Genomic DNA, 26471 nt, shown 5'->3' on the forward strand with positions numbered 1-26471 from the left:
CTGCCCCGGGTGGTGTGCGCCCTGGTGCACACGCTGGGGTATGCGGGGAATGCCATCCACGCATGGCGTGGATCTACTGTAGAGCCGAGCCTATGCTCGGCTTGATGGATCCCGCGAAGGCAGCCGAGCATGGGCTCGGCTCTACAGTGGGTGGCTGCGTGCCGGTGCCGGTCAGGGCGTGGTGGTCTTCAACCGCAGCACCGGCAACCCGGTTTCGCTGTGCACATCCTCGCGCTGCGGCAGGTCCTGCACGGCGTCCTTCACCGCGTTCAATGCCGGGTCGACGCCGCGCAGTGGATGCCACATGCCGATCCATTCGAAATGGCGCTGGTAGCGCAGGGTCTGCGCACTGCCCAGCCACAGTGGCGTATTGCCCGGCTGCAACTGTGCAGGGGCTGGCCACAGGCGCAGTACGTAGCGCTCATCGCGATGTGCACCCTGGCGCACCATCAACAGCGCTTCCACGCGGGTGTCCAGCGTCGCCGGCAGCACCGGCAGGTCATCGGCGCCGGTGTTCTTGTCCAGCATCAGCAGCGCCTGCTGCCAGCCGGCCTGCTCCTGTCGCTTCCAGCCGCGCGCTTCCAGTTGCGCCTGCAGCGGTGCCAACGGACCGGCCACCTGCACGTCCAGCGGCCAGCGCTGGTCGTCGTCGAACTCGTTGCGGCGCGCCGGCAGCGTGGCCCAGTCGTGCTGCCACCAGGCCTGCGTGTCCATTGCCTGCGGGGCCGGCAGGGTCGGCTCGAAGCGTTCCAGCTTCACCGGGATGTGGCGCGGCGCGTACCACATCGCCGCCACGGCGAACACGCCATAGAACAGCCAGGCCACCGGTTTCACCCAGAACGAGCGGTTGAAGCGGCGGCGGTAGGCGATGCCCAGCACCAGCAGCCAGAACGTGCCGAACAGCATGCCGCCGATCACGTCGCTCAGCCAATGCGCACCCAGGTACAGGCGCGAGAAGCCGATCAGGCTGACCACGATGCCCGACACCAGGTACGGCCAGACGCGGGTACGGCCGGGCATCTCGCGGGCGATCAGCACCGCGAAGAAGCCGAAGGTGATGGTGGCCATCGTCACCGACACCGACGGGAAGCCGAAGCCGCTGCTGGCGTCGACCGGGCGCACCACATCGACGGTAGCGCCGAGCAGCATGGTCAGCGCCAGGCCGAACGCCAGCGCGGCCAGCCAGTGGGCGGCCGCCATCCAGCGCCGGCGCCAGATCAGGTAGCCCATCGCTGCAGCGGTGGCCGGCAGCAGAACCTGCCAGGCGCCCAGCGACGCCAGCGCGGCCATCGGGTAATCGGCCAGCGGGTTACGCAGCGCCAGCATGGCCTGGTGCACCAGCAGGTCGATCGCCAGCGGCTCGCCGTGCGCGACCACCACGGTCAACAATGCGAACCAGCCCCAGCCCAGTACCAGCAGCATCAACGCCAGCATCGCCAGCGGCACCGATTCACGGCGCTTGGGATCAAGCACGCCGACGGTATAGCGGCCCAGCGTGGGGTGGCGGTTGGACCAGTCCAGCAGGCGTGCCAACCAGTTGTCCATGCGCGCGGCCGACCAGCGGTAGCCGTACAGCACGATGGCCCAGACCAGGCCGAGGATCACCGCCAGCAGGCCGACCACCACCACCAGCCGACCGGCCACCGCGGCCACCGCGTCATAGGCCTCGCCAAGAATCCAGCCGGGGGCCAGGAACAGGACCGCCCATGAAATGCTGGCGATACCACTGGCCTGTACATAGCGGCTGGCTGGCATCTTCATCATGCCTGCGATGGCGGGCACGAATGGCCGGATCGCGCCGACGTAGCGTGCCACCAGAATGCTCTTGAACGCGTTGCGGCGGAACAGGTTTTCGCCGCGGTCGAGCAGCTGCGGGTAACGGCTGAACGGCCACACGCCGCGCAGGCGGTCGCCCCAGCGGCGGCCGATCCAGTAACTGATGCCATCGCCGGCAAACGCACCCAATGCCGCAGCCGCCACCGCGTACGGCCCGGAGATCTGGCCCAGGCCAATGAACACGCCCACCGCGAACAGCAGTGGCAGCGCCGGCACGATGGCGCCAAGAATGATCACCGCATCGCAGAAGGCGATGAGGAAGATAACGGCACCCGCCAGCACGGGGTGAGCGGCAATCCACGCAAGCGTGGCGTCGATCCATGAAGAGTCCATTGCCCGATTATAGGGGCGTGAAGGTGACTGGTTCCCAGCCGCTTGGTGACCGTTTGCAACCAGTGCCATCGCCTAGAATGGGCCCATGCCGCATACGCCCGACGCTCAACCGCATGCTTTGAAGGCCGACAGCTTCGGCCGGATCCTCCTTGTGAAAGGGCCCGATGGTCCCTTTGTGCGCCGTGATCTTGGCGCCACGCCGCTGTGGTTGCGGCTGCCTGCATGGTGGCTGGCCCGCCGCGAGGCCCGCGCGCTGCAGCACATTCACGGCATGGCCGATGTGCCGCAGCTGCTGGCCTGGAATGGCCATCACCTGGATCGCAGCTTCATGGCCGGCGACGCCATGTACCAGCGCCCACCGCGCGGCGACCTGGCCTGGTTCCGTTCCGCGCGCCGGCTGCTGCAGCAGCTGCATCGCAACGGCGTGGCCCACAACGATCTGGCCAAGGAGGCCAACTGGCTGGTCACTGAAGATGGACGGCCGGCGCTGATCGACTTCCAGCTGGCGGTGATCGGCAACCCGCGCTCGCGCTGGATGCGGCTGCTGGCGCGCGAGGACCTGCGCCACCTGCTCAAGCACAAGCGCATGTACTGCCGTGAATCGCTTACGCCGGTGGAGAAGCGGTTGCTCAAGCGCACCTCGTGGGTGCGCGAACTGTGGTTTGCTACCGGCAAGCCGGTCTACCGCTTCGTCACCCGCCGCATCCTGCATTGGGAAGACAACGAAGGGCAGGGGCCAAAGCCGTGAGCCGTGTGCAGGTGTTGACCAGCCCGCCGAGTGTGGGCAGCGTCTTGCACCCACAGCTGGCTGGCGCCGACTTCGTGCACGCCTGCCAGGCGACGACCCGTCGCGATGGGCGCTCGGCCCTGCAGGCCTACCGCGACATGGCCGCGACCATTCCCGGCTGGTTCGATGGGCTGATGGCGCTGCGCAACCACGGCATGCGCCTGCTGGGCATGAAGCATCTGGGTTCGTTGCGTGCAGTGCAGGTTGTTGAAGATCCTCAACCCGGCCAGCGGCTCGGCATCTTCACCCTGCAGTCGATGGATGACGATGCCATCGTGCTGGAAGACGACGACCGCCATCTTCGCGTGCAGCTGGCGCTGCAGTGGCAGGGCGACGTGCTGGAAGTGGCGACCGTGGTGCATACGCATAACGCCTTCGGGCGCGCGTACATGCTGCCGGTTGCCCCGGTGCATCGATTGATCGTGCCGCATCTGTTGAAAAAGCAGGTGCAGTTGTACCGGTAGATCCACGCCATGCGTGGATGCGGTTTGTGATCCGCGGGCTGCTTAACGGCTAAACGGCTCATTGCCAAGTGCTGCATGAATGTGGATTCCGCTGGCAGCAGAAGGCTCGCGACATCCAAGCCAGGGACAACCCGCAAGGGAATCATTGAGGTGATGCATGTGGTACTGCGCACACGCCATTTTCTATTACGAGAGCAAAGGGCAGGAATCGTTCCTGGTGCATGAGAACGTGTACCTGATCAGTGCCGACAACGATGAACACGCTCTTGAGAATGCAGAAGCACTTGCTTCCGGGTATGAGGATCTGACCGGCCGCCTGGTGGGTGAAGACGGTAGGGCGTATCTTTATCGTTTCGCCGGAATCCGCAAGCTGATATCAGTGGCGATTGATCAGGACTCTGCCGAGGGGCGCCTGCACTCTGGCGTGGAGGTCACGTACTCTGTCATGGCGGTGGACACGTTGGATCAGGTGAAGCGGCTTGCCCGTGGTGATGGCGTGGCAGTGCTGTACCAGGAATAGAAATGTAGAGCCGAGCCATGCTCGGCTGCATTCAATGAGCCGAGCATGGCTCGGCTCTACAGAGGCCGGTGGCCTTACGGCGTTGCCGGTACCACCTGCTGGCCGATGAAGTTGCGCTTGGCGTCGAAGTCGTAGGCGATCTGCAACTGCCCGACATCCGGGCAGGCGTGGCAGTCGCGCAGCGGTGTGCGGTACAGCAGGCGGATGCCACCATTCTCCAACGGCGAGGCGCCGGCCGACTGCGCCGGTGCGAACGGCGTGGCTTGCGGGTTGGCCTTCAGCAGTTCCTGCACAGTGGGGTCGGCACGCAAGGTGTCGTCCAACTGCACGGCATCCACATCGATGCGCTTGCCGCTGGCATCGACCAGGCGGGTACCTTCATTGGTGTTGGCGCGGAACGGATACTCGACCGTGGCAATGCCCAGTCCTTCGTTCTCGTGCCACGCGGTCACATAGGCCAACTCACCGCCGGTGGACAACTGCTCGGCGGCGGTGATGGCCTCGGCACTGGCGCCACCGGCGCGCATCGCGTCGCGAAGGCAATCCCGGGTGGCCGCGTTCTCGCCCTGGCGGCAGGCGTTGAGGTCGCCATCCCAGACCACCGCCTCGCTCCAGCGCATCTTGCCGTCGGCGGCGGCCTTCTCCGCGCTGGGCGCGTCACCGGCGGGTGGCTCCTTGCCGGGTTCCGGCGAACGGCCCTGGCAGGCAGTCAGCAGGGCAAGCCCCAGGGCAGGCAGCAACAGGCGGGAACGGCGCATGGCGTGTACCTCGTGCGTTGTCTGGAGGCCCGAGTATCGTCAAGGGCGGGTGAACTCCGCGTCGGCGCGGCATACTAGCGGCTCATTGCATACGCTGGAGTGCGGAACGTGGGCAGTCTGCAGGGCAAAACGCTTTTCATCACCGGTGCCTCGCGTGGCATCGGCCTGGCCATCGCACTGCGCGCCGCGCGCGACGGGGCCAACGTGGCGATCGCGGCCAAGTCGTCGGTGCCGAATCCGAAGCTGCCGGGCACCATCCACACCGCCGCCGAAGCGGTGACGGCTGCAGGCGGGCAGGGCCTGGCGCTGAAGTGCGACATCCGGGAGGAAGAGCAGGTGCAGGCGGCGGTGGCGGCCACGGTCGACACCTTCGGTGGCATCGACATCCTGATCAACAACGCCAGCGCGATCTGGTTGCGCGGCACGCTGGATACGCCGATGAAGCGTTTCGACCTGATGCAGCAGGTCAATGCGCGCGGCAGTTTCCTGTGCGCGCAGGCCTGCCTGCCGTACCTGCTGCAGGCGCCGAACCCGCACATCCTGACCCTGGCGCCGCCGCCGAGCCTGGAGCCGAAGTGGTGGGGCGCACATACCGGCTACACGCTGGCGAAGATGGGCATGAGCTTCGTCACCCTGGGCCTGGCCGCGGAATTCGGCCCGCAGGGCGTGGCGGTGAATGCGCTGTGGCCGCGCACCGTCATCGCCACCGATGCGATCAACATGATTCCGGGCGTGGATGCGGCTGGCTGCCGCACGCCACAGATCATGGCCGATGCCGCACACGCGGTGCTGGTGCGCGAAGCGGCCGGCTTCCATGGCCAGTTCCTGATCGACGATGACGTGCTGGCACAGGCGGGTATCACCGATCTGTCCGGCTATGCGGTGGACCCGTCGCGCGCGCTGTTGCCGGATCTGTTCTTGGATTGAGCTGGTTCCTGAAACGGGGAAGCCCTCGTCAGGATAACGCTGGTGCCGTACTGTCCCTCCCCTGCACAACATGGATGTCCCGTATGAGTCATTCCGCCGCTTGTCGCCGTCTGCTGGTGTTTCCCGTCCTTTGTCTGCTGCTGTCGGCCTGCAGCGATGCGGGAGTCGGGTCTGGCTCTGGCTCTGGCTTGCGCGAACGCAAAGCCAGCGCCTATGCAAAGTGCCGAGATGCGATGGAACTGAGCGTTCGGGGGGGATTTGAACGATATACAAGCTGGATGAAGGACGCTGACGCGGGTCCGACGGGAACGGAGACAGCCCCGCGTGGACCGGGCTGGAGTGCCAATGACGTCGAGTACGACTGTGGCAACGCGGTGACGGAGGCATTGGAGCGGCAGCCCCCCGTCCCCTTCGACGCGGCAGCCCGGCAGTACCATCAGGCGCTGCTGGCCTTGCAGGCCGTCGCTGAGCCTGTTGATCGTTATTATCGTCGTGAGGAGTTCCGTCGTGACGGCGGCGCGGGCATGCGCCGCCAGCACGCTGCCCTGATGCAGGCTTACGCGAGGTACTTTGCAGCGAACGAAGTGCTGGATGCTGCCCTGCATCAGCACGACCTTGCCTACCGCGCTGAGTTGCTGGCGAGGATGGAGGGATATCAGGGAAGGTCCACGGACTATTACGCACTACGTTTCGTGGGTGAAGGCCGTGATCTGGTGCGCTCGCTGCGGGGGCCGACGCCAGACCTGGTAGCTGCACGCAACCAACTGCAGCAGTATCAGACCATGCTCCAGCAAGCGCAGAGCAGTGGCATCGGCAAAGATGTGGCGGCGTGGCGCCTGTTCGAGCTTTCCGCCGATACCTTGGTCAGTGAAGCTTGGCATCGTGTCGAGCGATTGGAAAAGGGCCAGCCGATTGTCGAGCAGGATCCGGCGGTGCTGTTGCCTGGTATGCGGCCCAGGGTGTATGCGTCCCCTGGCGCCCTGTCGCGACTGAACGATGCCTATGGTGACCTGGCTGCGGCAAGCGGCCGCCTTCCCTGATCCCATTGCCGAGACCATGGTCCACGCACCTGGCAATGCTGGCCTCAGCTGTTGAACGTTTCGGGAAGGATCCCGCCGCACTTGCGGCAGTGCCGCGCATCCGGTTCATGCCCCTCCAGCCCGCAATGCGGGCAGCCGCGGGCATCACGGCGCGCGGCCAGTTCGGCCTCGCGCATGGTGCTGGCCAGTTCGGCGGTGTAGATGCCGGTGGGCACGGCGATGATGCTGTAGCCGATCAGGATCAGCACCGAGGTGACGAAGCGGCCGAGCACGGTCTGCGGCACGATATCGCCGAAGCCGACCGTGGCCATGGTCACCACCGCCCAGTACATGCTGGCCGGGATGTTGGTGAAACCGTGGTCGGGGCCCTCGATCACGTACATCAGCGCACCGGCGATGATGGTGATGGTGATCACCGTGAACAGGAACACCAGCACCTTGCGCCGGCTGCGCCACAGCGACGTCATCAGGACGCCGCTTTCCTCGATGTAGCGGGTCAGCTTCAGGATGCGGAACACCCGCAGGATGCGCAGCGCGCGCACCACCAGCAGGCTCTGCGCGCCGGGGATGAACATCGACAGGTAGGCGGGCAGGATCGACAGCAGGTCGATGATGCCCCAGATGCTCACTGCATACCGCAGCGGGCGCTTGACCACCGCCAGCCGCAGCAGGTACTCGGCGGTGAAGATGATCGTGAATCCCCATTCCAGGATGTACAGGCCGGTGGACCATTCGGCATGCAGGTGCTGCACGCTGTCGATCATCACCACCAGGATGCTGGCGACGATCGCCACCACCAGGATCAGGTCGAAATTGCGCGAAGGGCGGGTGTCATGGCGGTAGATGATGTCGAACCACCGACGGCGCCAGCCGGTCTCGGTGGCGGGGTTGAGCTGGGGGGCGGAAAACGGTCGCATGGGCGCATTGTGCCGCAGGGGTTCCGGCGCGAGAATGGGCATTCCTGAACCCTGCCGACTGCCATGACCGCCGCGACCGATCCGCTGATTTCCCTTTCACACTACTACCTGCCGGTCTACAAGCCCCGCCAGGTGGTACTGGAGCGCGGCCAGGGCGCCCGCGTGTGGGACAGCCAGGGCCGTGAGTTCATCGATCTGGCCGCCGGCATCGCCGTGTGTGGCCTCGGCCACAACGATCCGGACCTGGTGGCCGCGCTGGTCGAGCAGGCCGGCAAGCTCTGGCACACCAGCAACGTGTTCTACAGCGCGCCGCCGCTGCACCTGGCCGAGGAGCTGGTCAAGGCCAGCCGCTTCGCCGAGCGCGTGTTCCTGTGCAATTCCGGCGCCGAAGCCAACGAAGTGGCGATCAAGATGGTCCGCAAGTGGGCCTCCAGCCAGGGGCGCCCGGCCGACAAGCGGGTGATCATCACCTTCCGCGGCAGCTTCCACGGTCGCACCCTTGGCGCGGTGACCGCTACTGCCCAGCCGAAGTACCAGGAAGGCTACGAGCCGCTGCCCGGTGGCTTCCGCTACATCGATTTCAACGATGAGGTGCAGCTGGAAACCGCGATGGCCGCCGGTGACGTGGCGGCGGTGATGCTGGAGCCGATCCAGGGCGAGGGCGGTGTGATGCCGGCCAAGTCCGGCTTCCTCAAGCGCGTGCGCGAACTGTGCGACCAGCACAACGCACTGCTGGTGCTGGACGAGATCCAGGCCGGCATGGGCCGCACCGGCACGCTGTTCGCGCACTGGCAGGACGAGGTGGTGCCGGACATGGTCACCTTGGCCAAGGCACTCGGTGGCGGCTTCCCGATCGGTGCGATGCTGGCCGGCCCGAAGGTGGCCGAAACCATGCAGTTCGGTGCGCACGGCACCACCTTCGGTGGCAACCCTCTGGCCGCTGCGGTCGCACGCGTTGCGCTGCGCAAGCTGGCCTCGGCGGAGATCGCCGCCAATGTCAGCCGCCAGTCGAAGGCGCTGCGCGATGGCTTTGCGCGCATCAACGAAGAATTCGGCGTGTTCAGCGACGTGCGTGGCCGCGGCCTGATGCTGGGCGCGGTGCTGGGCGAGGACTTCGCCGGCCAGGCCGGGGCGATCCTCGACCATGCCGCCGAGCAGGGCCTGCTGACCCTGCAGGCCGGCCCGGACGTGCTGCGCTTCGTGCCGTCGCTGAACATCACCGACGAAGAAGTGGCCGAAGGCCTCAAGCGCCTGCGCGCGGCGATTGCTGCGTTCATTGCCGCGCGCTGAAGCCCGCAGAGGCATCTGTAGAGCCGAGCCTACGCTCGGCTCATCGCGATGTCAGGCAACAGGAGCCGAGCATGGGCTCGGCTCTACAGCGCGTCATGCAATCCGATAGCGCTTCAACACCTTGCCCAATCCCCGGCCATCGCGCACGGTTTCCGCGTGCAGGCCGGCAGCGCGCGCGCCACGCACATTGGCGAACAGGTCATCGACGAACAGCGCGCGCGAAGGCGCCACGCCCAGCGCTTCCAGCGTGCGCAGAAACACCGCGGGCGCCGGTTTGCGCAGACCGAACTCCGCGCTGCAGAACACGCGGCCCTGCAGCGCAGGAAACAGTTCCGGCAGCAGGGTGGGCAATGCCTGCTGCATCAGGGCGCCGTTGTTGGTCAGCACCGCGATTGGCAGTTGCAGGGCCTGCAATCGTTGCAACACGGCCGCCTGAGGATGGCTGGCGGCCCGTCGCGCCGCGGTCCATGCAGCCACATCGACAGTCGTGCCCAGAAGCTCTCCCAGCTGCGCCAGATAGGCCGGGCCATCCAGCGTGCCATTGTCATGCGCTGCTTCCAGTCCGCTGTCATACAGCGCGGCCTGTACGGCGTGCGTCGGAACATCCAGCGCCTGCGCCAGATACAGCACGCGCTGCGCGCGCTGGTACTGCACCAGCACGCCATCCACATCCAGCAGCAACAGGTCGATCCGCATCGGCCGAGCATGCCATTGCGATGAGTGCGCGGGAAACCCTGGAGCTGCCATGCGACAGACGGTCGCAGCCGGGCGGGCATAGGCCTGCCTAGAATGGCGCTCGAATCCGCAGGAGATGCAACGATGAAGGCTTGGGTGGTGGCAGTGGGACTGGGCGCGCTGATGCTGGCGCCGTCGGCGATGGCGCGGGTGTGTGCGGTGAGCATCGACAGCACCGACCAGATGAGCTTCAGCAGCCGCGAGATCAAGGTCGCCGCCGACTGCACCGCCGTAGACCTGACCCTGCGCCACACCGGCAAGCTGGCCGCTACCGCGATGGGCCACAACTGGGTGCTGACCCGCACTGCCGATTACCAGCCGGTGGCGATGGCGGGCATGCGCATGACGCTGGCTGACAGCTACCTGCCGAAGGCCGACAAGCGCGTGCTGGCGCACACCAAGGTGATCGGCGGTGGTGAGACCACGAGTGTGCGTTTCTCTACCCAGGGCCTGCAGAAGGGCGGTGACTACACCTTCTTCTGCTCGTTCCCCGGCCACTTCGCGATGATGAAGGGCAAATTCGTCTTCGGTTGAAAAAAGGGGACGGAGGGGATTAAGTCGTTTGTGCACAAACGACTTAATCCCCTCCGTCCCCTTTTTTGCGATCAGCCCTTGGCGGCCTTGAACGCCACGCGTGCTGCGGCCAGCGTCGCCTCGATCACGGCATCGTCGTGGGCGCTGGACAGGAAGCCGGCCTCGTACGCCGACGGGGCCAGGAACACGCCCTGCTCCAGCATCGCGTGGAAGAAGCGGTTGAACGCCGGGATGTCACAGGCGGTGGCCTGCGCATAGGTCTCCACCTTCTCGCTGGTGAAGAACAGCCCGAACATCGCACCCACGCAGGTGGTGGTCACGGCCACACCGGCGTCGGCGGCGGCCGCTTCCAGACCCGCACACAGGCGTGCGGTGCGCTCGGCCAGGTCGGCGTGGAAACCCGGCTGCTGGATCAGCTCCAGCATCGCCAGGCCAGCGGCCATTGCCACCGGATTGCCGCTCAGCGTACCGGCCTGGTAGATCGGGCCGGCCGGGGCGATCTGCTGCATCAGCTCGCGACGACCGCCGTAGGCGCCCACCGGCATGCCGCCGCCGATGATCTTGCCGAAGGTGGTCAGGTCCGGGGTGATGCCGTAGTGCGCCTGCGCACCGCCGAGGGCGACGCGGAAGCCCGTCATCACTTCGTCGAAGATCAGCAGCGCGCCATGCTTCGTGCACAGCGCACGCAGGTGTTGCAGGTAGCCCTCGCGCGGCGGGATGCAGTTGGCGTTGCCGACCACCGGTTCGATGATCAGGCCGGCGATGTCGCCACCCTGCTGTTCGAACAGGGCGGTGGCCGCTTCGAAGTCGTTGTAGGGCAGGGTCAGGGTCAGTTCGCTCAGCCCGGCCGGGACGCCCGGCGAGGTCGGCACGCCCAAGGTCAGCATGCCGCTGCCGGCCTTGACCAGGAACGAGTCGCCGTGGCCGTGGTAGCAGCCTTCGAACTTGACGATGCGGTTGCGGCCGGTGGCGCCACGCGCCAGGCGGATCGCCGACAGCGTGGCCTCGGTGCCGGAGTTGACCATGCGCACCATCTCGCACGATGGCACCAGGCGGGTGATGGTTTCGGCCATGGTCACTTCGGCCGCGCACGGCGCACCGAAGGACAGGCCGTTGTCGATCGCCTTCTTCACCGCCTGGCGCACGGCCGGGTGGTTGTGGCCGACGATCATCGGGCCCCAGGAACCGACGTAGTCGATGTAGCGGTTGCCGTCGACGTCGTACAGGTAGGCGCCATCGGCGCGTTCGACGAAGAAGGGCTCGCCGCCGACCGACTTGAACGCGCGCACCGGCGAATTGACGCCGCCCGGCAGCAGCTGCTGGGCGCGGGAGAACAGGGCGTGGGACTGGACGTGGTTCATGGGGCTTTCCTGGGCGTTACGCGAACTGGGCGAGGAAGGCGCGCTGGGTCGCGACCGGGTCCTGCGCGGCGTAAATGCCGCTGACCACGGCCACCAGGTCGGCGCCGGCGTCGATGATGGGACCGACATTGTCCGGCGTCAGCCCGCCGATCGCCACCCGTGGCACGCCCAGTGCGGCGCTCTGCCGCAGCAGGTCGGTATCCGCGCGGCTGGTGGTGACCTTGGTAGTGGTAGGGAAGAACGCGCCGAAGGCCACGTAGCTGGCACCGGCGGCCACGGCCTTCTCGGCATTGGCCAGCTGGTCGTAGCAGGAAGCGCCGATGATGGCCTCGGCGCCGAGCAGCGCACGCGCGCTTGGGATGTCACCGTCGGTGCCGCCCAGGTGCACGCCAGCCGCGCCCACCGCCTTCGCCAGCGCCGGGTCGTCGTTGATGATCAGCGGTACGCCGTAGTGTGCGCACAGCGCCTGCAGGGCGGTGGCCTGTTCCTGCCGCAGCGCGTCGTTGGCGGTCTTGTTGCGGTACTGCAGCCAGGTGGCGCCAGCGGCCAGCAGCGGCGCGGTACGGGCCAGCAGGCGCGCGGTATCGGGCTCGTCCGGGGTGATCAGGTAGACGCCGCGGGGCGCCGGGGAAGCAGAAGTCATCGATGGCTACCGGTGAGTGGACCGCGATGGGACAATGGCGGCCCGTGAATCCAGCCCTGATTATCCGATGAGCGATGCCACCCCCACCACCTTGCGCACCTGGATGTGCGTGGTCTGCGGCTTCCTGTACAGCGAAGCGGAGGGTCTGCCGGAAGAGGGCATTGCGCCGGGCACGCGCTGGGAGGACATTCCCGAGACCTGGACCTGCCCCGATTGCGGGGTCACCAAGGCCGATTTCGAGATGGTCGAAGTCGATTGACCGGTAGGGCCTGCAGGCCCTTCTGTGGGTGCGGACCGTTGGGGTGGGTGTGGACCGTTGGTCCACACACCGACGCCCTCAATGCAGCCGCGGCATCGGCCCGCCGAGGTCGATCAGCTTCTCGCGCAGCCACTGCGCATCGCTGGCCTCGGGATTGCGCTTCAGGTACTGCCCCAGGTCATGGCGGGCACCGGCCAGATATTCCAGCTGCAGATAGGCCAGGCCGCGGTCACGCAGCGCATCGTCCTGCTCCGGGGCGAGCTTCAGCAGGCGGTCGGCACTGCGCGCGGCGCGATCCCATTCGCCGGCCTCGGCATACACGCCGTGCAGGTTGCGCAGCATGCGCATCAGGATCGCGCGCGCCGGCGCCGGGTCAAGGATCTGCGCCAGCACCTGGTCGTCGGGCATCTGCCCGCCCAGGTGTGACTTGGCGCGTTCGCGCAGTTCGTCCACGTCCAGCGGGCGACCACCATTGAACGGGTCCATCACCAGCACGCCGTCGTCCACCGGCAGGCGCACCAGGAAGTGGCCGGGGAAGGACACGCCGTCGAGCGGGATCCCCAGCCGTCGCGACACTTCCATCTGCACCAGCGCCAGCGAGATCGGGTTGCCCAGGCGTCGCTCGAACACCTGGTTGAGATAGCTGTTGCGCGGATCGTAGTACTTGTCGTGGTCGCCGCTGTAGCCCAGCTCGTCGAACAGGTGGCGGTTGATCGCCGCCATCTTCAATGGACTGTTGTCGATGCTCTCCACTTCCGAGCGGAGGTGGTCGACGTGGCTCTGGATCAACGCGTCGTAGGTCGACGGCTGCAGATCGGGGTATTCATCGCGCGCGATCAGCAGCGCGGTCGGCAACAGTGGCAGCGCCTCGTCTTCGAGGTCGGCCAGTGCATCCCAGTCGGGGAGTGTGATCCGGTCCTGCATGGCCACAGACTGGCGTCATTCGCAGGCGGTTTCAAGCGGTGTCGCGTGAAAAATCCGGGGTCAGATCCCTTTCGCGAGCGAATGGGATCTGGCCCCGGCAGGGTTGCCGGCCAGCGGCCGGCACTACTGCGCGTGCCGGGCGCAGCCCGGCCGCACCTTACTTTTCGATGCCCGGGCCGAATTTCAGCTCCGTACCGTCCTTCAACTGCAGCTTCTCGGCCTGGCCGGCGTTGAGCTCCAGCACGTAGCGCGCCGGGCCACCGCTGGGGTAGGGCGGGCACATGTCGCCGGCCGAGCACGGCGGCACATCACGCTGCTGGCTGACCAGCCTGCGCTGGCTGTCGAAGTACAGGATGTCCAGCGCGATCCTGGTGTTCTTCATCCAGTACGCCTGCATTTCCTCGCGGTCGTGGATGAACAGCATGCCGTGGTCGGCCGCCATCTGGTCGCGGAACATCAACCCGCGCGCGCGGGTTTCATCGTTGGTGGCCAGCTCCACCTGGTAGCGGGCGCCATCCAGTTCGACCCAGTGGCGGGCCGCGTCGGTGGCGCAGCCAGCCAGGGCCAGCAGCGGGAGCATCAGCAGCGAACGCAACAGCGACATCGTCAGGATCCTTCAAAAGGGTCAGAGCACGACCGGCGGCTCGCCGCCGACGATCACCACGTCGGCGCGGCGGCGCGCGAACAGGCCCACGCAGACCACGCCCGGCAGTTGGTTGAGCTCGCGCTCCAGCTTTTCCGGATCGGTGATCTGCAGGTTGTGGATGTCCAGGATCTGGTTGCCATTGTCGGTCACCACGCCTTCGCGCCAGGTCGGCTGGCCGCCGGTCATGTCGCGGATCTGGCGGGCGACCAGGCTGCGTGCCATCGGGATCACTTCCACCGGCAGCGGGAATTTGCCGAGCACCGGCACCTGCTTGCTCGGGTCGACGATGCAGATGAAGCGCTCGCTGGCCTCGGCGATGATCTTCTCGCGGGTCAGTGCGGCGCCGCCGCCCTTGATCAGGCACTTGTTCGGATCGCACTCATCGGCGCCGTCCACGTACAGCGACAGGTTGCCGCTATGGTTCAGCTCGATCACCTCGATGCCGTGCTGCTTCAGGCGCGCGGTGCTCTGCTCGGAGCTGGATACGGCGCCCTTGATGCGGTGCTGGATGCGGGCCAGGGCATCGATGAAATAGGCCACGGTGGAACCGGTGCCGACACCGACGATCATGCCGTCTTCTACGTACTCGATGGCTTTCTCGGCGGCCAGGCGCTTGGCTTCGGACATGGGAGAACTCTCAGGCAGGGAATCAGGATTTCTTTTCCAGCGACAGCAGCAGCTTCCACTGCGCGGCCGTCACCGGGAACACCGACAGGCGGTTGCCCTTGGCAACCAGCGGGAAGCCTTCGCCGAGCTCATCAGCGTGCAGCTTGATCTCGTCCAGCGCGATCACCTGCTTGAGCTTGCGGTCGAAGGCCACGTCCACCAGCATCCAGCGCGGGTTCTCGCGCGTGCTCTTGGGGTCGTGGTAGTCGGATTTCGGATCGAACTGGGTGTCGTCCGGGTAGGCCGTGCTGGCCACCGTGGCCAGGCCGACGATGCCCGGCACCTTGGTATTGGAGTGGTAGAACAGGATGCCGTCGCCCACCTGCATGCCATCGCGCATGAAGTTGCGCGCCTGGTAGTTGCGCACCCCGTTCCAGGGTTCGACCTTGACCTTGGCCAGGTCATCGATGGAGAAGGCGTCCGGTTCGGACTTCATCAGCCAGTAGCGCTTGCGGGCGGTCATGCGTTCACGGGGGCAGCGGAGGGGAACAGGGTGCCGTCTTCGGTGCAGATCGCATCCACCGGCACGTCCCACGACGCCACCGGCAAGGACTCGACCTGCTGCACCGCGAATGCAGCACCGACCAGCCAGGGCGGCGCCGGCCGATCGTGGCGGAAGGCGAAGCTGCGATCATACCAGCCGCCCCCCATGCCCAGCCGCCGGCACTGCGCGTCGAAACCCACCAGCGGGGTCACTACCAGCGCCATCTGCGCTGGTTCCAGGGTGTCTTCCACCGCCACGTCCGGTTCGGGAATGCCGTAGCGGTTGCTGGTCAGCGGCTGCCCCGGCCGCCACGGTGCGAAGCGCAGCACCTCACCGGCCAGCACCGGCAGGCAGTAGGTGAGGCCTTCGGGCAGTTGCAGCTGCCAGCGGTGCAGGGCGATTTCGCCATCCAGCGCCCAGTAGCCGGCCACGGCGCCTTCGCGCGGGGCAAACGGCAGGGCGAGTAGGGCATCGGCCAGCGATTCGGCGGCGGCGATGCGCGCAGCTGCGGAGAGTTCACGGCGGCGTTGCCGCAGGTCGTGGCGCAGGGCCTGGCGCGGGTCGGTCATGGCAGCGTGCGGCAAGGATCAGCCGTCATTGTGCCGGAAAGAACAAGGGCGACGCCCGAAGACGCCGCCCTTGCTGGAATATTGCATTCTCCGCAATGTCGATGCATGCGAAACGACCTTGAACCCGGGGGCTCAAGTGGGAACGCTGGAGAACCATCGGGCTTCCCGCTACAAGGCGGACCTGCACTCCCGGCGCTGTCGCGCTCCCGGTGTCGTTCTTAAGGGACAAGGCGAATGTTTGCACATGCCGTCGAGTACCGCAGAGAACGCGTGGCCATTATAGCCAGCGCGCCGGATCTGGATAGGCCGTTCGTCGGCAACAGTACGTGCCAATTCAGATATGAGAAGACGCCTTGTGCACGGTCTTCAGGTGCCGCCGTCGATGGCGCGGTCCAGCCGCCGGTTCAGGTCCGCCAGCGTCTGCTGCAGGGCCACGGCCTGGCGGGCGTTCTCGTCGCGCAGCAGCTGCAGTTCGTGGGCCAGGTTCAGCGCGGCCAGCACGGCGACACGGTCCACGGCGGCCATGCGGTTGCTGCCGCGGATCTCGCGCATGCGCGCATCGAGCAGGCGCGCAGCCGCCATCAGGCTGTCGCGTTCGTCGGCGCCGACGCCCACGGTGTATTCACGATCGAGGATGCGGACGCTGACCGGTTCGGCGCTCATGTGTGCTGCTCCAGGGATTTGAGCCGGCTGATCATCGCTTCCACCCGCGAGCGCGCCTGCTCGTTCTTGGCCAGCAGCGTCGAGCGCTCGGCCACCAGCTGTTCCTGCTGGTGGCGCAGGCTGCGGTTCTCCTCGGCCAGGCGCTGGTTGCGTTCAAGCAACGCTTCCACGCGGGCGGCGAAGTCCTGCAGCTGGGCAAGGGGGTCGGCGGGTTCCATACGGGCACGATAGGCAAGCCGGGCAAGGGCGGTCAAGCGCTGTCGCAGCAAGGCCGGAGGGCTACCGGGAGGATGCCGCCGGGTTGCTACACTACAGGGTCTCACGGGCGCGCGCGTGCGCGCTCCGGGTTTCCTTTCCGAACGAGCCGCACGATGACCGAACTTCCCTCCGTCGACGACGTTACCCGCGCCAGCCAGGAGCTGGGCCTGGGCGCCACCGCTGCCGAGCTGCATGGTGCGCTGTGTGGCTGGCTGGCCGCCGGCGGTGCCCCCGGCAACGACTGGCCGGCGCGCGTGCTGGCCGACGACAACCTGCCGCCGGTGGCCGCCGACAGCGTGCTGGGGCAGCTGCTGCAGGCCACCATCAAGCAGCTGGAAGACCGTGACTTCGCCTTCGAGCTGTTGCTGGCTGACACCGACGAGGTGTCCGCACAGGCCGATGCCATGTTCAGCTGGACCCGTTCCTTCCTGGGTGGTTTCGGCCTGGGCAGCGGCGGCCGTCGCCCGGCCCTGTCCGAAGAGGGTGAAGAAGCGCTGACCGACATGGCCAGCCTGGCACGCGCCTCCAGCGAGGATTTCGAGGCCGGCGGCGATGATGACGACGAAGCGCTGTCGGAGATCGAGGAATTCATCCGCGTGGCGGTGCTGCTGCTGCACGGCGACGTGGTGCTGGCCTCGCGCCACCGCCAGCGCCTGAACTGATGGACATCAAGCAGCGCACCGGCATTGCGGCCGGCGAATACAAGCGTCGTCGCCGCCAGCTGATGGACATGGCCGGCGAGGACGCGATCCTGGTGCTGCCAGCCGCGGCCGAAAAGGTGCGCAGCCTCGATACCCATTACCCGTTCCGGCAGGATTCGGATTTCCAGTACCTGAGCGGCTTCCCGGAGCCGGAAGCGGTGCTGGTGCTGATTCCGGGCCGACGCCACGGCGAGGCCATCCTGTTCTGCCGCGAGCGCGATGCCGAGCGCGAAGCCTGGGATGGCAGCCGCGCCGGCCAGGAAGGCGCGGTGGCCCAGTACGGCATGGACGATGCCTACCCGATCGACGATCTGGACGACATCCTGCCGGGCCTGCTGGAAGGGCGCTCGCGCGTGTATTACCACTTCGGCCGCGACGCCGACTTCGACCTGAAGCTGATCGGCTGGGTCAACCGCGTGCGTTCGCAGGTACGCCACGGTGCGCAGCCGCCACATGAGTTCCTGGAGCTGGGCCACCTGCTGCACGAGCAGCGTCTGTTCAAGTCCGGCGCCGAAGTGGCACTGATGCACCACGCCGCACAGATCAGCGTGCGTGCGCATCTGGCGGCGATGAAGGCCGCCAGGGCCGGCATCCACGAGTACGAACTGCAGGCCGAGCTGGAACGCGTGTTCCGCGCCAACGATGCGGTGCCCGCGTACTGCAGCATCGTCGGCGCCGGCCGCAATGCTTGCATCCTGCATTACCGCGACAACAACGCGCGGTCGCGCGATGGCGAGTTGGTACTGATCGATGCCGGTGCCGAGTACCGCGGCTACGCCAGCGACATCACCCGCACCTTCCCGGTGAACGGCCGCTTCAGTGCCGAGCAGCGCGCGCTGCACGACCTGGTCGGCGATGCGCAGGCCGCTGCGTTGGCCCAGGCCAAGCCGGGCGTGCCGTATGAGGCTGGCCACCTGGCGGCGGTACAGACCCTGACCGAAGGCCTGCTGCGGCTGGGCCTGTTGAAGGGCACGCTGGAAAAGAACCTGTCCGAGGGCCTGTACCAGCGTTTCTACCGGCACAAGACCGGGCACTGGATCGGATTGGACGTGCACGATGTAGGCGATTACCGCCTCGCAGGTGATTCACGCCTGCTGGAGCCGGGCATGGCGTTCACCATCGAGCCGGGGCTGTACATCGGCGCGGACGACACGACGGTGGAGCCGCGCTGGCGCGGCATCGGCATCCGTACCGAGGACGACGTGCTGATTACCTATGACGGACATCGTGTGCTGACCGAAGGCCTGGCGCGCAGCGCCGACGAGATCGAAGCGGTGATGGCGGGGTAAGGGGGGGCGGCAGGGCTTGCAGCCCTGCACCCGCAGAGGCAACAGCAACAGCAACAGCGGGCTATCCGTGGGATGGCGGGGCACTGTGGGTTTGCGGGGACGCCGTGAATCCATCCCTGGAGGCTTGGTCGCCGCATCCATGCGGCTCACACCCCGCAAACCCACAGTACCCCGCCTTCGACAGGTTCACGGGGCTGTTGGTGGGTGCCGACCGTTGGTCGGCACATCTGTCAGACATCGAATGAATCATCCACGCATGGCGTGGATCTACTGGCAATTGCGGCTGTTGGCACGCGCGGCTGTTGGTAGGTGTCGACCTTGGTCGACACGGAGCGAGCGCAGCAAGCGACCCGCTTCTGCTTTTCTTTTTCTTTTCCGTGGTTGGACGCGCGCAGGAAACTGTCAAAGGTGGGGCGGGTAGGCCATGCAGGGGCGTTGGCGCCATGGATGGCGCCATCGAGCTTACAGGGACGTACTTGCAGCGTCCCCTGCATGGCCTACCCGCCCCGCCAAGCGCGGCTTTTGCTCTGAGCGCCCAACCACGAGGGGCTCAGCCGTTGGCCGCCGCAAACTCCGGCCGCGTCAGGTTGTCCGCCTCGCCATCAGTGCACAGCACCTCGTCTTCGATGCGGATGCCGCCATACGGGCGGAAGAAGTCCACGCGCTCCCAGTTGATCGCGTCGCCATGGCCGGCGTCCTTCACTTCGTTCAACAGCATGTCGATGAAGTACACGCCCGGTTCGATGGTCACCACCATGCCCGGTTCCAGCACGCGGGTCAGGCGCAGGTAAGGGTGGCCGGCCGGGCGCTCGATGCGGCCGCCTTCGTCGCTGGCCGCGAAACCCGCCACGTCGTGCACCTGCAGGCCGATCAAGTGGCCGATGCCGTGCGGGAAGAACGCGGCGCTGACGCCGGTCTCCAGCGCGGTCTGCGGCGATACCTTGATCACGCCGAAGTCCTTCAGCACGCCCATCAGCGAAAGATGCGCGTCCACGTGCAGCTGCTTGTAGTCGAAGCCCGGGCGCACCGCCGCGCACATCTGCTGCTGGGCGGCGTCGACGGCGGCGATCATCGCAGCAAACTCGTCGTGGCCCTGCGCGGCGTAGGTGCGGGTGATGTCGCTGGCGTAGCCGTAGGCGCTGGCACCGGCATCGATCAGGAAGCTGCGCAGCGGCTGCGGCGCCTTGCGGCCCAGCTCGGTGTAGTGCAGCACCGCAGCGTGCTCGTTCAGGGCCACGATGTTGCCGTACGGCAGCTCGTTGGCGTCCTGGCCGACGGCCTGGCAATAGGCCATGTGGATGCTGAACTCGTCGGCGTCGTTGCGGAACGCGGCTTCGGCGGCGCGGTGGCCACGCACGCCCAGCACCTGCGCCTGACGCATCAGTGCGATCTCATACGGCGTCTTGCTGCCGCGGTGCCATTCCAGGTAATTCACCACCGGCGCCGGGTTGTTCGGCACGTAGTTGCCCAGCGTGCTCTGCGGTTCGCCGAGGATCGCGCAGCGCGCCGGGTCGGCCGGCAGCAGGGCCAGCGCCTCTTCGGGCTTGCGGATGATGTGGATGTCGAAGTGCTCCACCCACCAGCCGCTGGGGGCGTCCGGCACCACGTGCCAGTAGTCGAAGGGCTGGTGGAAGATCACGGCCGGGCGCTTGCCCGGGGTGAACACGATCCAGCTGTTGGGCACGCGGGTCAGCGGCAGCCAAGCCTTGAACTGCGGATTGACCGCATATGGGTAGTCGCGGTCGTCGAACACCTGGTAGTGCAGGGTGCCGCTGGGCACCACCAGGTGATCGAAGCCACCGCGGGCCAGCGCCTGTTCGGCACGTCGGCACAGCACGGCCAGGTGGTCGGAATACAGGGCGCCGGGGTCTTGCTGGATCATTGCGGTGGCTCGACACGGAAAACGGCCCTAGATTCTGCCGCATACCGCGAAAAACCGCTGTGCCGGAACCGGCACTCAGGCCGTCGAAACCGGTCCCTCGTCGCTGTCCTCGCCCACCCACTGCCGCAGCAGCTGCCGATGCTCGCGTGACAGGGTGAGGAAGCGGAAGCCGGTCCAGCTCTGCCCGGGTACGTGCGCGGGCTCGCTCCATAGCAGATGCACGCCCACGTCGATGGCCTGCTGGCGGCCATCACCCAGTGGCAACGGGAAGCGCAGCTGGTACAGCGCATCCTCGCGCAGCGGCACGCTGGCCAGCATCAGCATGCCGGTTTCGGAGACATTGCCGAGGCGCCCGACCACGCACTCGCGCATCTGGTCGGTGACCGGCACCAGGTCCGAGACCTGGCGGCGCGGCGCGCGGCGGGTGTCCTGCGGCGGTACGGCTTTCATGCGGGGGTCTCCTGTGCGCGGCCCGTGGCGAGTGCACGCAGCGCACCGAGGCTGGCTTCCCAGGCACGGTCGACCAGCCGGCCCTTGTCTTCGGTGACCAGCTGCGCGCGCCCGGCACTGATCTGCCGTGCCAGCGTATCCAGGTCGGTATCGGTGATCTTCTGCCCGCGCGCATTGACGAACAACGCGTGGCCGGTCAGCAGGCTGTACCAGGACAGGCGCTGGCGGCGCAGCGTGCCATCGCCCGTATCGATGTCGAACCAGCTGCCGAACGGCAGCGTGGACAGCTGCTGGTAGGCCGCTTCTTCAGCACTGCTGCGCGGTGTGGCAGGTGCGGTGCCACTGTTCGTGCCGGCGTGCTCGCCCAGGCGCGCACGTGCCTTCAGGCGTGCGCTGAGCTCGGTACGCGAGGTGCTTTCATCCTCGCCGCCGGGCGTGGCCAGCCTGCGCGCGACGGCGGCGGCTTCCTCGGCGTGGTAGCCGACCTGCAGCAGTGCGGCCTCCACGTCCGCTGCCAGCGCGGTATCGGTGCCGCCAGGGGCGTCGATGGCCTGTGCGGTGATGGCAGCGATGCGCTCGGTCTGTTGCAGGCGCTCCTGCCACTGTGGCGAATCGTCGCCATGGCGCAGGCGGGTGAGGGTCAGTGCATCGGCCCAGGCCTGGCGCAGCAGGGTCTGCACGAAGCGCGGCGGCGACTGCGCGTCGCAGCACTGGTCGATCTGCGCGGTGGCTTGGCGGCGGGCAAGTTCCAGCCGCTCCTTGCCGCGGGCGGCTTCCACATGGCGGCGCTCGGCCAGCTCGGCGCGATGCGCTGCGGCGCGCTGATGCTGCTGCACTTCCTCGTTCGCGCTGGCGAAGGCCTCCGGCGCCCGCGCATCCTGGCCCAGCAGGCCCTGCACGCTCTGCGCCATGCGCTGCAGCAACTGCGGGTCGACATCATCGTCGCCCAGCCAGTGGGCGCCGACTTCGGCAATCTGGTTGAGCAGTTCGCGCGCGGGGTGTTCGTCGCGCACGAAGAAGCCCGGATCGGCCATGGCGGCGCGTGCCAGGGGTACCTGCAGGCGCGCCAGCAGCGCGGCCGGCACTGGATCGGGACGCTGCTGCTGTTGCACCTGCTGCATCAGCATGCGCAGCAGGTCGAGGCTGTCGCGGTCGTGGCTGCCCAGCTGGGCCTGCGTGCCATGCTCGCTGCGCAGTTGCGCCACCACGGCCGCCTGCAGGTCGGCTACGCCGGTGGCGGCGCTGGACTGCGCCTGCAGGCGTGCGAGAACCGCATCCACGGCCGCGCTCGGCACTGCATCGCGATCCGCAGGTGCTGCGCTGGCATGGCGTGCCTGCTGCAGCAGCGCATGCAGCGCGCTGCCCGTGGAGGTGGTCAGGCCCGGCGAGGCCGCGTCGGCTGTGCTGTCATCCTGGAAAGCGTCCTGCACCAGGCTGGACCAGGAGCCGGCCGGTGCCGATCCGTTCCAGCCGGTCAGTGGCGCGGCGGCACGCTTTGCCGGCTGCGTGGCGCGACCACCGCCCACCGACTGGGTGATGATCCGCCGGGTGCTCGATGAACGCGCCAGATAGGGGGTGTAGACCAGGCCGGGCAGCACGCCGTGCTGGGCCAACAGGGCATTGGCACGGTCGAGGATGTCGCCCAGGCGTTCCAGCACCTGGCGTTCGAAGCTGCGGTACAGCGCCAGCTGAACGTCGACAGTGAGCGAATCCTGTTCGGCAATCCGGCGCAGCATGGCGCACAGTGCCTGCGGTGCCAGCGGCAGGGTGTCGGCCTCGAAGGCCGGTGCTGCCGCCAGTACGCCCAGGCGTTGGCCCAGCAAGTTGAGCGTGTTGGTCAAACGCAGCGTCTCCCGCCGCACCATCTCGGTCAGCAGCAGGTCGCGGTCCACTTCATGTTCATCGACCAGCGACAGCCCGAGCATGCCGGGCAGCGGCGGTGGCGTGGAACCGGGGCTGAAGTGGGCCGTGGGTTCGCGCAGCCGTATCAGCGCATCGGCCACGGCATCAAGCATGCGGTCAGCGAAATGACCGGAAAAGGCGTGCAACTGGCCACGCTGGGCCATCAGCTCGGCCTGCTGCTGCGGATTGCGTGCGCGATCGGCATCGTGCAGCAGGGTCTGCTCCAACGCTTCGACGGTCAGGATCAGCGGCGCGGCCAGCGTCTGTCGGCAGAGGCCGATCAACGCACCCAACAACTCGCGCACCCGCGGTGGCAGGTTGCTGGCGGCGAGCCGGGCTTTGTCGGCGGAGGTGAGGGAAAAGACAGCTGACATCGGCAGGCGGTATCCGGATTCCCGCGGATCGATCTTGTGAATCTACCGTGTCGGCCGCAGTCGGCGCTACTTTAGGCTGAACGGGAATCGCATCCGCCCGGTATGGCCCTGATGTGCGGTACTGCCGGCCGCTGGCCGGCAGCTCTGTCTTTACCGGAGTGCCAGTGGCCGGCACTACCCTCTGCCAAGCGAAGATCACTCCTCCAGGAACAGGCTCACCACATTGTTGGTGAATCGGCGGCCCAGCTCGGTCGGCTGCACATGGCCATCGGTCATGTCCAGCCAGCCGCGCTGCACGGCCTCGGCCAGGGGAGCGTCCAGCACGCTGCGCGGCAGCCCCGTGCGCGACTCGAAATCGCGCAGGCCAAAACCTTCGTGCAGGCGCAGCAGGTTGAGCATGTATTCGAACGGCAGGCGCTCCGGCGCGATCACGTCGTCGCCGCCGAACGAGGCGGGCGTGCCGGCGCTGTCCAGGTAGGCCTGCGGGTGCTTCAGCTTCCAACGCCGCAGCACATGCTCCTCGGCGCCGGAACTGATCTTGCCGTGCGCGCCGGCACCGATGCCCAGGTAGTCGCCGAAGCGCCAGTAGTTCAGGTTGTGCGCGCTCTGCCGGCCGGGGCGCGCATAGGCGCTGACCTCGTACTGGCCGAAACCGGCCTGTGCCAGCAATGCCTGGCAGTGTTCCTGCATGTCCCAGGCGTTGTCTTCGTCGGGAATGCCCTGCGGCGGCCGCGCGAAGAACACCGTGTTCGGTTCCAGGGTCAGCTGGTAGTGGGAGATGTGTGCCGGCTGCAGCGCGAACGCGCGTTCCAGGTCGGCCTCGGCACCGGCCAGGGTCTGTTCCGGCAGCGCATACATCAGGTCGATGTTGAAGTTGTCGTAGCCCGCGTCCTGCGCCATCTTTACCGCGCGCTCGGCTTCGCCACTGTCGTGGATGCGGCCCAGGCGCTTGAGCATCGCATCGTCGAAACTCTGGATGCCGAAGCTGAGGCGGTTGACGCCGGCCGCGCGGTAGCGGTCGAAGCGGCCATGCTCGGCGGTGCCCGGGTTGGTTTCCAGGGTGATTTCGGCGTTGGGGGCAAAGCGCAGGCGCGCGCTGGCCTGCTGCAGGAAGCGGTCGATCGCCTCCGGCGGGAACAGGCTGGGCGTGCCGCCACCGAAGAACACGCTGTGCACCACCCGGCCCCAGACCAGCGGCAGGTCCTGGTCGAGGTCGCGCAGCAGCGCATCGATATAAGCGTCGAACGGCAGCTCGCCCTTGGCCTGGTGCGAATTGAAATCGCAGTACGGGCATTTGCGCACGCACCACGGCAGGTGCACGTACAACGACAGCGGTGGCGGCACCAGCCGCGGCGGGTTGTCGTGGTCGGCGGAGCAGGCTTCGCCGGGCAGGTGGTTGCAGTGGTCGTGGGCGTGCGGCATGGGCTTCTTCGGTAGTGCCGGCCGCTGGCCGGCTTCCCAGGGTCGATCGGGTGGCGTCAGTACAGCGTCGCCAGTTGCTGCTTGAGCTGCTGCAGGGCAATGGCGCGGTGGCTGATGGCGTTCTTCAGTGCCGGCTCCATTTCCGCAGCGGTCAGGCCGTGGGTGGTGTCCAGGAATACCGGGTTGTAGCCGAAACCATTGGTGCCGCGCAGTTCGCGGATGATCTGGCCTTCCCAGCGGCCTTCGCAGATCAGCGGCTGCGGGTCGGTGGCGTGGCGCAGCAGCACGATCACCGCATAGAAGCGGGCGCTGCGCTGGCCATCGGGAATGTCGGCCATCGCGTCCAGCAGCTTGGCATTGTTGGCCGCAGCATTGGTCGGGTGGCCGGCATAGCGTGCGCTGTACAGGCCCGGGGCACCGCCGAGGGCATCGACGATCAGGCCCGAATCATCGGCCAGCGCCGGCAGGCCGGTCGCTTCGCAGGCGGCGCGTGCCTTCAGCAGCGCGTTCTCGACGAAGGTCAGGCCGGTCTCTTCCACGTCACCCAGGCCCAGTTCGGCGGCCGAGGTGATCTGCAGCGGCAGATCGGCAAGGATCTCCTGCATCTCCACCAGCTTGCCGGCGTTGTGGCTGGCCAGTACCAGTTTCTTCATTGACGGGGCTCCAGCAGGTCCCAGGTGTTGCCATACAGATCGCGGAACACCGCAACCGTTGCATAGGGTTCTTCGCGCGGCGCTTCCAGGAACTCGACGCCGGCGGCCAGCATCGCGGCGTGGTCGCGGTGGAAGTCATCGGTGTTGAGGAAGAAGGCGACCCGGCCACCGGTCTGATTGCCGATGCGGCTGCGCTGCTCCTCATTGCTGGCACGGGCCAGCAGCAGCGCGGCGGCGCTGCCGTCGGTCGGGCCGACCACCACCCAGCGCTTGTGGCCCTGGTCGATGTCCTCCAACAGTGCGAAGCCGAGCTTGCCGGTGTACCAGGCGATGGCTTCGTCGTAATCGGCCACCACCAGGGTGGTCAGGGCAAGGCGCCGGTTCATGCCGACAGCGCTGCCTGCTGCGCGGCCAGCAGCTCGCGCACGCCCTTTTCGGCCAGGCCCAGCAGCGCGTCCAGCTCGTCGCGACGGAAGGCATGGCCTTCGGCGGTGCCCTGCAGCTCGATGAAGCCGCCACCGTCGTTCATCACCACGTTCATGTCGGTATCGCAGTCGCTGTCTTCGGCGTAGTCCAGGTCCAGCACCGGGGTGCCGCGGTATACGCCCACCGACACGGCGGCCACTGCGCCCAGGATCGGGTTGCGCTTGATGTCGCCGCGCTTCATCAGCACGTTCACTGCATCGACCAGGGCCACGTAGGCGCCGGTGATGGCGGCGGTGCGGGTACCGCCGTCGGCCTGCAGCACGTCGCAGTCCAGGGTGATGGTGCGCTCGCCCAGCGCGTTGCGGTCCACGCAGGCGCGCAGGCTGCGGCCGATCAGGCGCTGGATCTCCAGGGTGCGGCCGCCCTGCTTGCCACGCGCTGCTTCGCGGTCGCTGCGGGTGTGGGTGGCGCGCGGCAGCATGCCGTACTCGGCGGTGACCCAGCCTTCGCCCTTGCCGCGCAGGAAGCCCGGCACGCGGTTCTCGACGCTGGCGGTGCACAGCACACGGGTTTCACCGAAGCACACCAGCACCGAACCTTCGGCGTGGCGGGTGAAGCCGCGTTGGATGACGACCGGGCGGAGCTGGTCGGGCTGGCGGCCGCTGGGGCGGGAATCGGACATGGTGCGGGTTCCGTAATGGCGAGGGAGTACGCCGCCACGCCCGCGGCCTTCACGGGGCGGGCAAGGGGCTCTGGTG

At 67.2% G+C, this 26471-nt stretch carries 30 protein-coding genes and 1 other RNA gene; 10 read left to right on the plus strand and 21 right to left on the minus strand.

All coding sequences use genetic code 11. From position 1 onward, the window contains the following. Positions 1–171: 171 nt before the first annotated feature. Positions 172–2169, minus strand: a complete 1998-nt coding sequence (locus tag AC5P8C_RS08395; protein ID WP_279936992.1) for a VTT domain-containing protein — start codon at positions 2167–2169, stop codon at positions 172–174. Between the two features lie 85 nt (positions 2170–2254). On the opposite strand from AC5P8C_RS08395, the gene AC5P8C_RS08400 reads away from it, so the two are divergent. From AC5P8C_RS08400 to AC5P8C_RS08410, 3 genes are all read left to right on the plus strand, one after another. Then, a complete protein-coding gene (locus AC5P8C_RS08400) occupies positions 2255–2917 on the plus strand; it encodes a serine/threonine-protein kinase (protein WP_019662012.1) in 663 nt (220 codons plus the stop codon). Then, the gene (locus AC5P8C_RS08405; RefSeq protein WP_262214228.1) at positions 2914–3420 is read left to right on the plus strand and encodes a DUF2867 domain-containing protein; all 507 of its coding nucleotides are present in this window, start codon (positions 2914–2916) and stop codon (positions 3418–3420) included. The genes AC5P8C_RS08400 and AC5P8C_RS08405 overlap by 4 nt, the downstream gene beginning before the upstream one ends. 157 nt (positions 3421–3577) lie before the next feature. Further along, entirely contained in the window at positions 3578–3940 is a 363-nt protein-coding gene (locus AC5P8C_RS08410) for a DUF4288 domain-containing protein (protein WP_019662010.1), read from the plus strand. Positions 3941–4014: 74 nt separating this feature from the next. Here the strand turns inward: AC5P8C_RS08410 and AC5P8C_RS08415 are convergent, their stop codons facing one another. Further along, entirely contained in the window at positions 4015–4698 is a 684-nt protein-coding gene (locus tag AC5P8C_RS08415) for a hypothetical protein (protein ID WP_019338777.1), read from the minus strand. Positions 4699–4806: 108 nt separating this feature from the next. Here AC5P8C_RS08415 and AC5P8C_RS08420 point away from each other — a divergent pair, with 108 nt between their 5' ends. Both AC5P8C_RS08420 and AC5P8C_RS08425 read left to right on the plus strand, forming a co-directional pair. Further along, positions 4807–5625, plus strand: coding sequence for an SDR family oxidoreductase (locus tag AC5P8C_RS08420; RefSeq protein WP_019662009.1), 819 nt, complete (start codon positions 4807–4809; stop codon positions 5623–5625). Positions 5626–5708: 83 nt separating this feature from the next. Further along, the gene (locus AC5P8C_RS08425) at positions 5709–6665 is read left to right on the plus strand and encodes a DUF3829 domain-containing protein (RefSeq protein WP_026347267.1); all 957 of its coding nucleotides are present in this window, start codon (positions 5709–5711) and stop codon (positions 6663–6665) included. 44 nt (positions 6666–6709) lie between these two features. Here AC5P8C_RS08425 and AC5P8C_RS08430 read toward each other — a convergent pair whose 3' ends face one another. Continuing rightward, positions 6710–7582, minus strand: coding sequence for an ion transporter (locus AC5P8C_RS08430; RefSeq protein WP_019662007.1), 873 nt, complete (start codon positions 7580–7582; stop codon positions 6710–6712). 63 nt (positions 7583–7645) lie between these two features. On the opposite strand from AC5P8C_RS08430, the gene AC5P8C_RS08435 reads away from it, so the two are divergent. Further along, entirely contained in the window at positions 7646–8872 is a 1227-nt protein-coding gene (locus AC5P8C_RS08435; RefSeq protein WP_019662006.1) for an acetylornithine transaminase, read from the plus strand. A gap of 93 nt (positions 8873–8965) precedes the next feature. On the opposite strand, the gene AC5P8C_RS08440 is transcribed toward AC5P8C_RS08435, so the two are convergent. Beyond that, a complete protein-coding gene (locus tag AC5P8C_RS08440) occupies positions 8966–9568 on the minus strand; it encodes an HAD-IA family hydrolase (protein ID WP_019662005.1) in 603 nt (200 codons plus the stop codon). Positions 9569–9691: 123 nt separating this feature from the next. Between AC5P8C_RS08440 and azu the strand changes: the two genes are divergently transcribed. Further along, complete coding sequence (gene azu / locus AC5P8C_RS08445) at positions 9692–10141, plus strand: azurin (RefSeq protein WP_019662004.1); 450 nt, start codon at positions 9692–9694, stop codon at positions 10139–10141. A 71-nt stretch (positions 10142–10212) separates the two neighbouring features. On the opposite strand, the gene hemL is transcribed toward azu, so the two are convergent. Beyond that, the gene (hemL, locus tag AC5P8C_RS08450; protein WP_495218558.1) at positions 10213–11502 is read right to left on the minus strand and encodes a glutamate-1-semialdehyde 2,1-aminomutase; all 1290 of its coding nucleotides are present in this window, start codon (positions 11500–11502) and stop codon (positions 10213–10215) included. A 16-nt stretch (positions 11503–11518) separates the two neighbouring features. Next, on the minus strand, positions 11519–12145 hold the full coding sequence (gene thiE / locus AC5P8C_RS08455) for a thiamine phosphate synthase (protein ID WP_019662002.1): 627 nt from the start codon (positions 12143–12145) through the stop codon (positions 11519–11521). A gap of 34 nt (positions 12146–12179) precedes the next feature. Between thiE and AC5P8C_RS08460 the strand changes: the two genes are divergently transcribed. Next, on the plus strand, positions 12180–12404 hold the full coding sequence (locus AC5P8C_RS08460; RefSeq protein ID WP_014038358.1) for a rubredoxin: 225 nt from the start codon (positions 12180–12182) through the stop codon (positions 12402–12404). A gap of 78 nt (positions 12405–12482) precedes the next feature. On the opposite strand, the gene AC5P8C_RS08465 is transcribed toward AC5P8C_RS08460, so the two are convergent. The 8 genes from AC5P8C_RS08465 to AC5P8C_RS08500 all read right to left on the minus strand — a co-directional run bounded on the left by AC5P8C_RS08465 (position 12483) and on the right by AC5P8C_RS08500 (position 16574). After that, a complete protein-coding gene (locus tag AC5P8C_RS08465; RefSeq protein ID WP_019662001.1) occupies positions 12483–13328 on the minus strand; it encodes a SirB1 family protein in 846 nt (281 codons plus the stop codon). Positions 13329–13485: 157 nt separating this feature from the next. Continuing rightward, a complete protein-coding gene (locus AC5P8C_RS08470; RefSeq protein ID WP_014648292.1) occupies positions 13486–13932 on the minus strand; it encodes a DUF192 domain-containing protein in 447 nt (148 codons plus the stop codon). Positions 13933–13953: 21 nt separating this feature from the next. Then, positions 13954–14601: a ribose-5-phosphate isomerase RpiA gene (gene rpiA, locus AC5P8C_RS08475; RefSeq protein WP_005419003.1), complete on the minus strand. Its 648-nt coding sequence runs from the start codon at positions 14599–14601 to the stop codon at positions 13954–13956. A gap of 22 nt (positions 14602–14623) precedes the next feature. Next, positions 14624–15103, minus strand: coding sequence for an EVE domain-containing protein (locus AC5P8C_RS08480; protein WP_019338636.1), 480 nt, complete (start codon positions 15101–15103; stop codon positions 14624–14626). Beyond that, positions 15100–15693: a 5-formyltetrahydrofolate cyclo-ligase gene (locus AC5P8C_RS08485; protein ID WP_019662000.1), complete on the minus strand. Its 594-nt coding sequence runs from the start codon at positions 15691–15693 to the stop codon at positions 15100–15102. The genes AC5P8C_RS08480 and AC5P8C_RS08485 overlap by 4 nt, the downstream gene beginning before the upstream one ends. Positions 15694–15776: 83 nt before the next feature. Further along, positions 15777–15962, minus strand: a non-coding RNA gene (gene ssrS, locus AC5P8C_RS08490) — 6S RNA. A 97-nt stretch (positions 15963–16059) separates the two neighbouring features. After that, a complete protein-coding gene (locus AC5P8C_RS08495) occupies positions 16060–16356 on the minus strand; it encodes a cell division protein ZapA (RefSeq protein ID WP_019661999.1) in 297 nt (98 codons plus the stop codon). Further along, a complete protein-coding gene (locus AC5P8C_RS08500; protein WP_005410898.1) occupies positions 16353–16574 on the minus strand; it encodes a TIGR02449 family protein in 222 nt (73 codons plus the stop codon). Before AC5P8C_RS08500 ends, AC5P8C_RS08495 begins: the two co-directional genes overlap by 4 nt. Before the next feature lie 153 nt (positions 16575–16727). On the opposite strand from AC5P8C_RS08500, the gene AC5P8C_RS08505 reads away from it, so the two are divergent. Together AC5P8C_RS08505 and AC5P8C_RS08510 are read left to right on the plus strand one after the other, a co-directional pair. Continuing rightward, complete coding sequence (locus AC5P8C_RS08505) at positions 16728–17276, plus strand: UPF0149 family protein (RefSeq protein ID WP_019661998.1); 549 nt, start codon at positions 16728–16730, stop codon at positions 17274–17276. A 5-nt stretch (positions 17277–17281) separates the two neighbouring features. Next, positions 17282–18604, plus strand: coding sequence for an aminopeptidase P N-terminal domain-containing protein (locus AC5P8C_RS08510; RefSeq protein WP_495218631.1), 1323 nt, complete (start codon positions 17282–17284; stop codon positions 18602–18604). Positions 18605–19154: 550 nt separating this feature from the next. Here AC5P8C_RS08510 and pepQ read toward each other — a convergent pair. The 7 genes from pepQ to rph form a co-directional block, all read right to left on the minus strand. Next, on the minus strand, positions 19155–20486 hold the full coding sequence (pepQ, locus tag AC5P8C_RS08515; protein WP_019661996.1) for a Xaa-Pro dipeptidase: 1332 nt from the start codon (positions 20484–20486) through the stop codon (positions 19155–19157). Between the two features lie 75 nt (positions 20487–20561). Beyond that, entirely contained in the window at positions 20562–20936 is a 375-nt protein-coding gene (locus AC5P8C_RS08520) for a PilZ domain-containing protein (RefSeq protein ID WP_010484030.1), read from the minus strand. After that, on the minus strand, positions 20933–23212 hold the full coding sequence (locus AC5P8C_RS08525) for a DUF1631 family protein (protein WP_495218559.1): 2280 nt from the start codon (positions 23210–23212) through the stop codon (positions 20933–20935). The genes AC5P8C_RS08520 and AC5P8C_RS08525 overlap by 4 nt, the downstream gene beginning before the upstream one ends. A 195-nt stretch (positions 23213–23407) precedes the next feature. After that, positions 23408–24634 (minus strand): radical SAM family heme chaperone HemW, encoded by a 1227-nt coding sequence (gene hemW / locus AC5P8C_RS08530; protein WP_495218560.1) that lies wholly within the window; start codon positions 24632–24634, stop codon positions 23408–23410. Between the two features lie 56 nt (positions 24635–24690). Beyond that, the gene (gene rdgB, locus AC5P8C_RS08535; RefSeq protein WP_005410891.1) at positions 24691–25287 is read right to left on the minus strand and encodes an RdgB/HAM1 family non-canonical purine NTP pyrophosphatase; all 597 of its coding nucleotides are present in this window, start codon (positions 25285–25287) and stop codon (positions 24691–24693) included. Beyond that, positions 25284–25673, minus strand: coding sequence for a VOC family protein (locus AC5P8C_RS08540; RefSeq protein ID WP_019661993.1), 390 nt, complete (start codon positions 25671–25673; stop codon positions 25284–25286). Before AC5P8C_RS08540 ends, rdgB begins: the two co-directional genes overlap by 4 nt. Then, positions 25670–26395, minus strand: coding sequence for a ribonuclease PH (gene rph, locus AC5P8C_RS08545; protein WP_008267511.1), 726 nt, complete (start codon positions 26393–26395; stop codon positions 25670–25672). Before rph ends, AC5P8C_RS08540 begins: the two co-directional genes overlap by 4 nt. Positions 26396–26471: the final 76 nt, after the last annotated feature.

It is taken from the genome of Stenotrophomonas sp. YJH_SMC_46 (genome assembly GCF_059370315.1).

Coding starts and splice junctions, on each gene's coding strand:
- AC5P8C_RS08395 (WP_279936992.1), bottom strand. CDS start 2,169: ATGGACTCTTCATGGATCGACGCCACGCTTGCGTGGATTGCCGCTCAC.
- AC5P8C_RS08400 (WP_019662012.1), top strand. CDS start 2,255: ATGCCGCATACGCCCGACGCTCAACCGCATGCTTTGAAGGCCGACAGC.
- AC5P8C_RS08410 (WP_019662010.1), top strand. CDS start 3,578: ATGTGGTACTGCGCACACGCCATTTTCTATTACGAGAGCAAAGGGCAG.
- AC5P8C_RS08415 (WP_019338777.1), bottom strand. CDS start 4,698: ATGCGCCGTTCCCGCCTGTTGCTGCCTGCCCTGGGGCTTGCCCTGCTG.
- AC5P8C_RS08425 (WP_026347267.1), top strand. CDS start 5,709: ATGAGTCATTCCGCCGCTTGTCGCCGTCTGCTGGTGTTTCCCGTCCTT.
- AC5P8C_RS08430 (WP_019662007.1), bottom strand. CDS start 7,582: ATGCGACCGTTTTCCGCCCCCCAGCTCAACCCCGCCACCGAGACCGGC.
- AC5P8C_RS08435 (WP_019662006.1), top strand. CDS start 7,646: ATGACCGCCGCGACCGATCCGCTGATTTCCCTTTCACACTACTACCTG.
- AC5P8C_RS08440 (WP_019662005.1), bottom strand. CDS start 9,568: ATGCGGATCGACCTGTTGCTGCTGGATGTGGATGGCGTGCTGGTGCAG.
- azu (WP_019662004.1), top strand. CDS start 9,692: ATGAAGGCTTGGGTGGTGGCAGTGGGACTGGGCGCGCTGATGCTGGCG.
- hemL (WP_495218558.1), bottom strand. CDS start 11,502: ATGAACCACGTCCAGTCCCACGCCCTGTTCTCCCGCGCCCAGCAGCTG.
- thiE (WP_019662002.1), bottom strand. CDS start 12,145: ATGACTTCTGCTTCCCCGGCGCCCCGCGGCGTCTACCTGATCACCCCG.
- AC5P8C_RS08460 (WP_014038358.1), top strand. CDS start 12,180: ATGGCGGCCCGTGAATCCAGCCCTGATTATCCGATGAGCGATGCCACC.
- AC5P8C_RS08465 (WP_019662001.1), bottom strand. CDS start 13,328: ATGCAGGACCGGATCACACTCCCCGACTGGGATGCACTGGCCGACCTC.
- AC5P8C_RS08470 (WP_014648292.1), bottom strand. CDS start 13,932: ATGTCGCTGTTGCGTTCGCTGCTGATGCTCCCGCTGCTGGCCCTGGCT.
- rpiA (WP_005419003.1), bottom strand. CDS start 14,601: ATGTCCGAAGCCAAGCGCCTGGCCGCCGAGAAAGCCATCGAGTACGTA.
- AC5P8C_RS08480 (WP_019338636.1), bottom strand. CDS start 15,103: ATGACCGCCCGCAAGCGCTACTGGCTGATGAAGTCCGAACCGGACGCC.
- AC5P8C_RS08485 (WP_019662000.1), bottom strand. CDS start 15,693: ATGACCGACCCGCGCCAGGCCCTGCGCCACGACCTGCGGCAACGCCGC.
- AC5P8C_RS08495 (WP_019661999.1), bottom strand. CDS start 16,356: ATGAGCGCCGAACCGGTCAGCGTCCGCATCCTCGATCGTGAATACACC.
- AC5P8C_RS08500 (WP_005410898.1), bottom strand. CDS start 16,574: ATGGAACCCGCCGACCCCCTTGCCCAGCTGCAGGACTTCGCCGCCCGC.
- AC5P8C_RS08505 (WP_019661998.1), top strand. CDS start 16,728: ATGACCGAACTTCCCTCCGTCGACGACGTTACCCGCGCCAGCCAGGAG.
- pepQ (WP_019661996.1), bottom strand. CDS start 20,486: ATGATCCAGCAAGACCCCGGCGCCCTGTATTCCGACCACCTGGCCGTG.
- AC5P8C_RS08520 (WP_010484030.1), bottom strand. CDS start 20,936: ATGAAAGCCGTACCGCCGCAGGACACCCGCCGCGCGCCGCGCCGCCAG.
- AC5P8C_RS08525 (WP_495218559.1), bottom strand. CDS start 23,212: ATGTCAGCTGTCTTTTCCCTCACCTCCGCCGACAAAGCCCGGCTCGCC.
- hemW (WP_495218560.1), bottom strand. CDS start 24,634: ATGCCGCACGCCCACGACCACTGCAACCACCTGCCCGGCGAAGCCTGC.
- rdgB (WP_005410891.1), bottom strand. CDS start 25,287: ATGAAGAAACTGGTACTGGCCAGCCACAACGCCGGCAAGCTGGTGGAG.
- AC5P8C_RS08540 (WP_019661993.1), bottom strand. CDS start 25,673: ATGAACCGGCGCCTTGCCCTGACCACCCTGGTGGTGGCCGATTACGAC.
- rph (WP_008267511.1), bottom strand. CDS start 26,395: ATGTCCGATTCCCGCCCCAGCGGCCGCCAGCCCGACCAGCTCCGCCCG.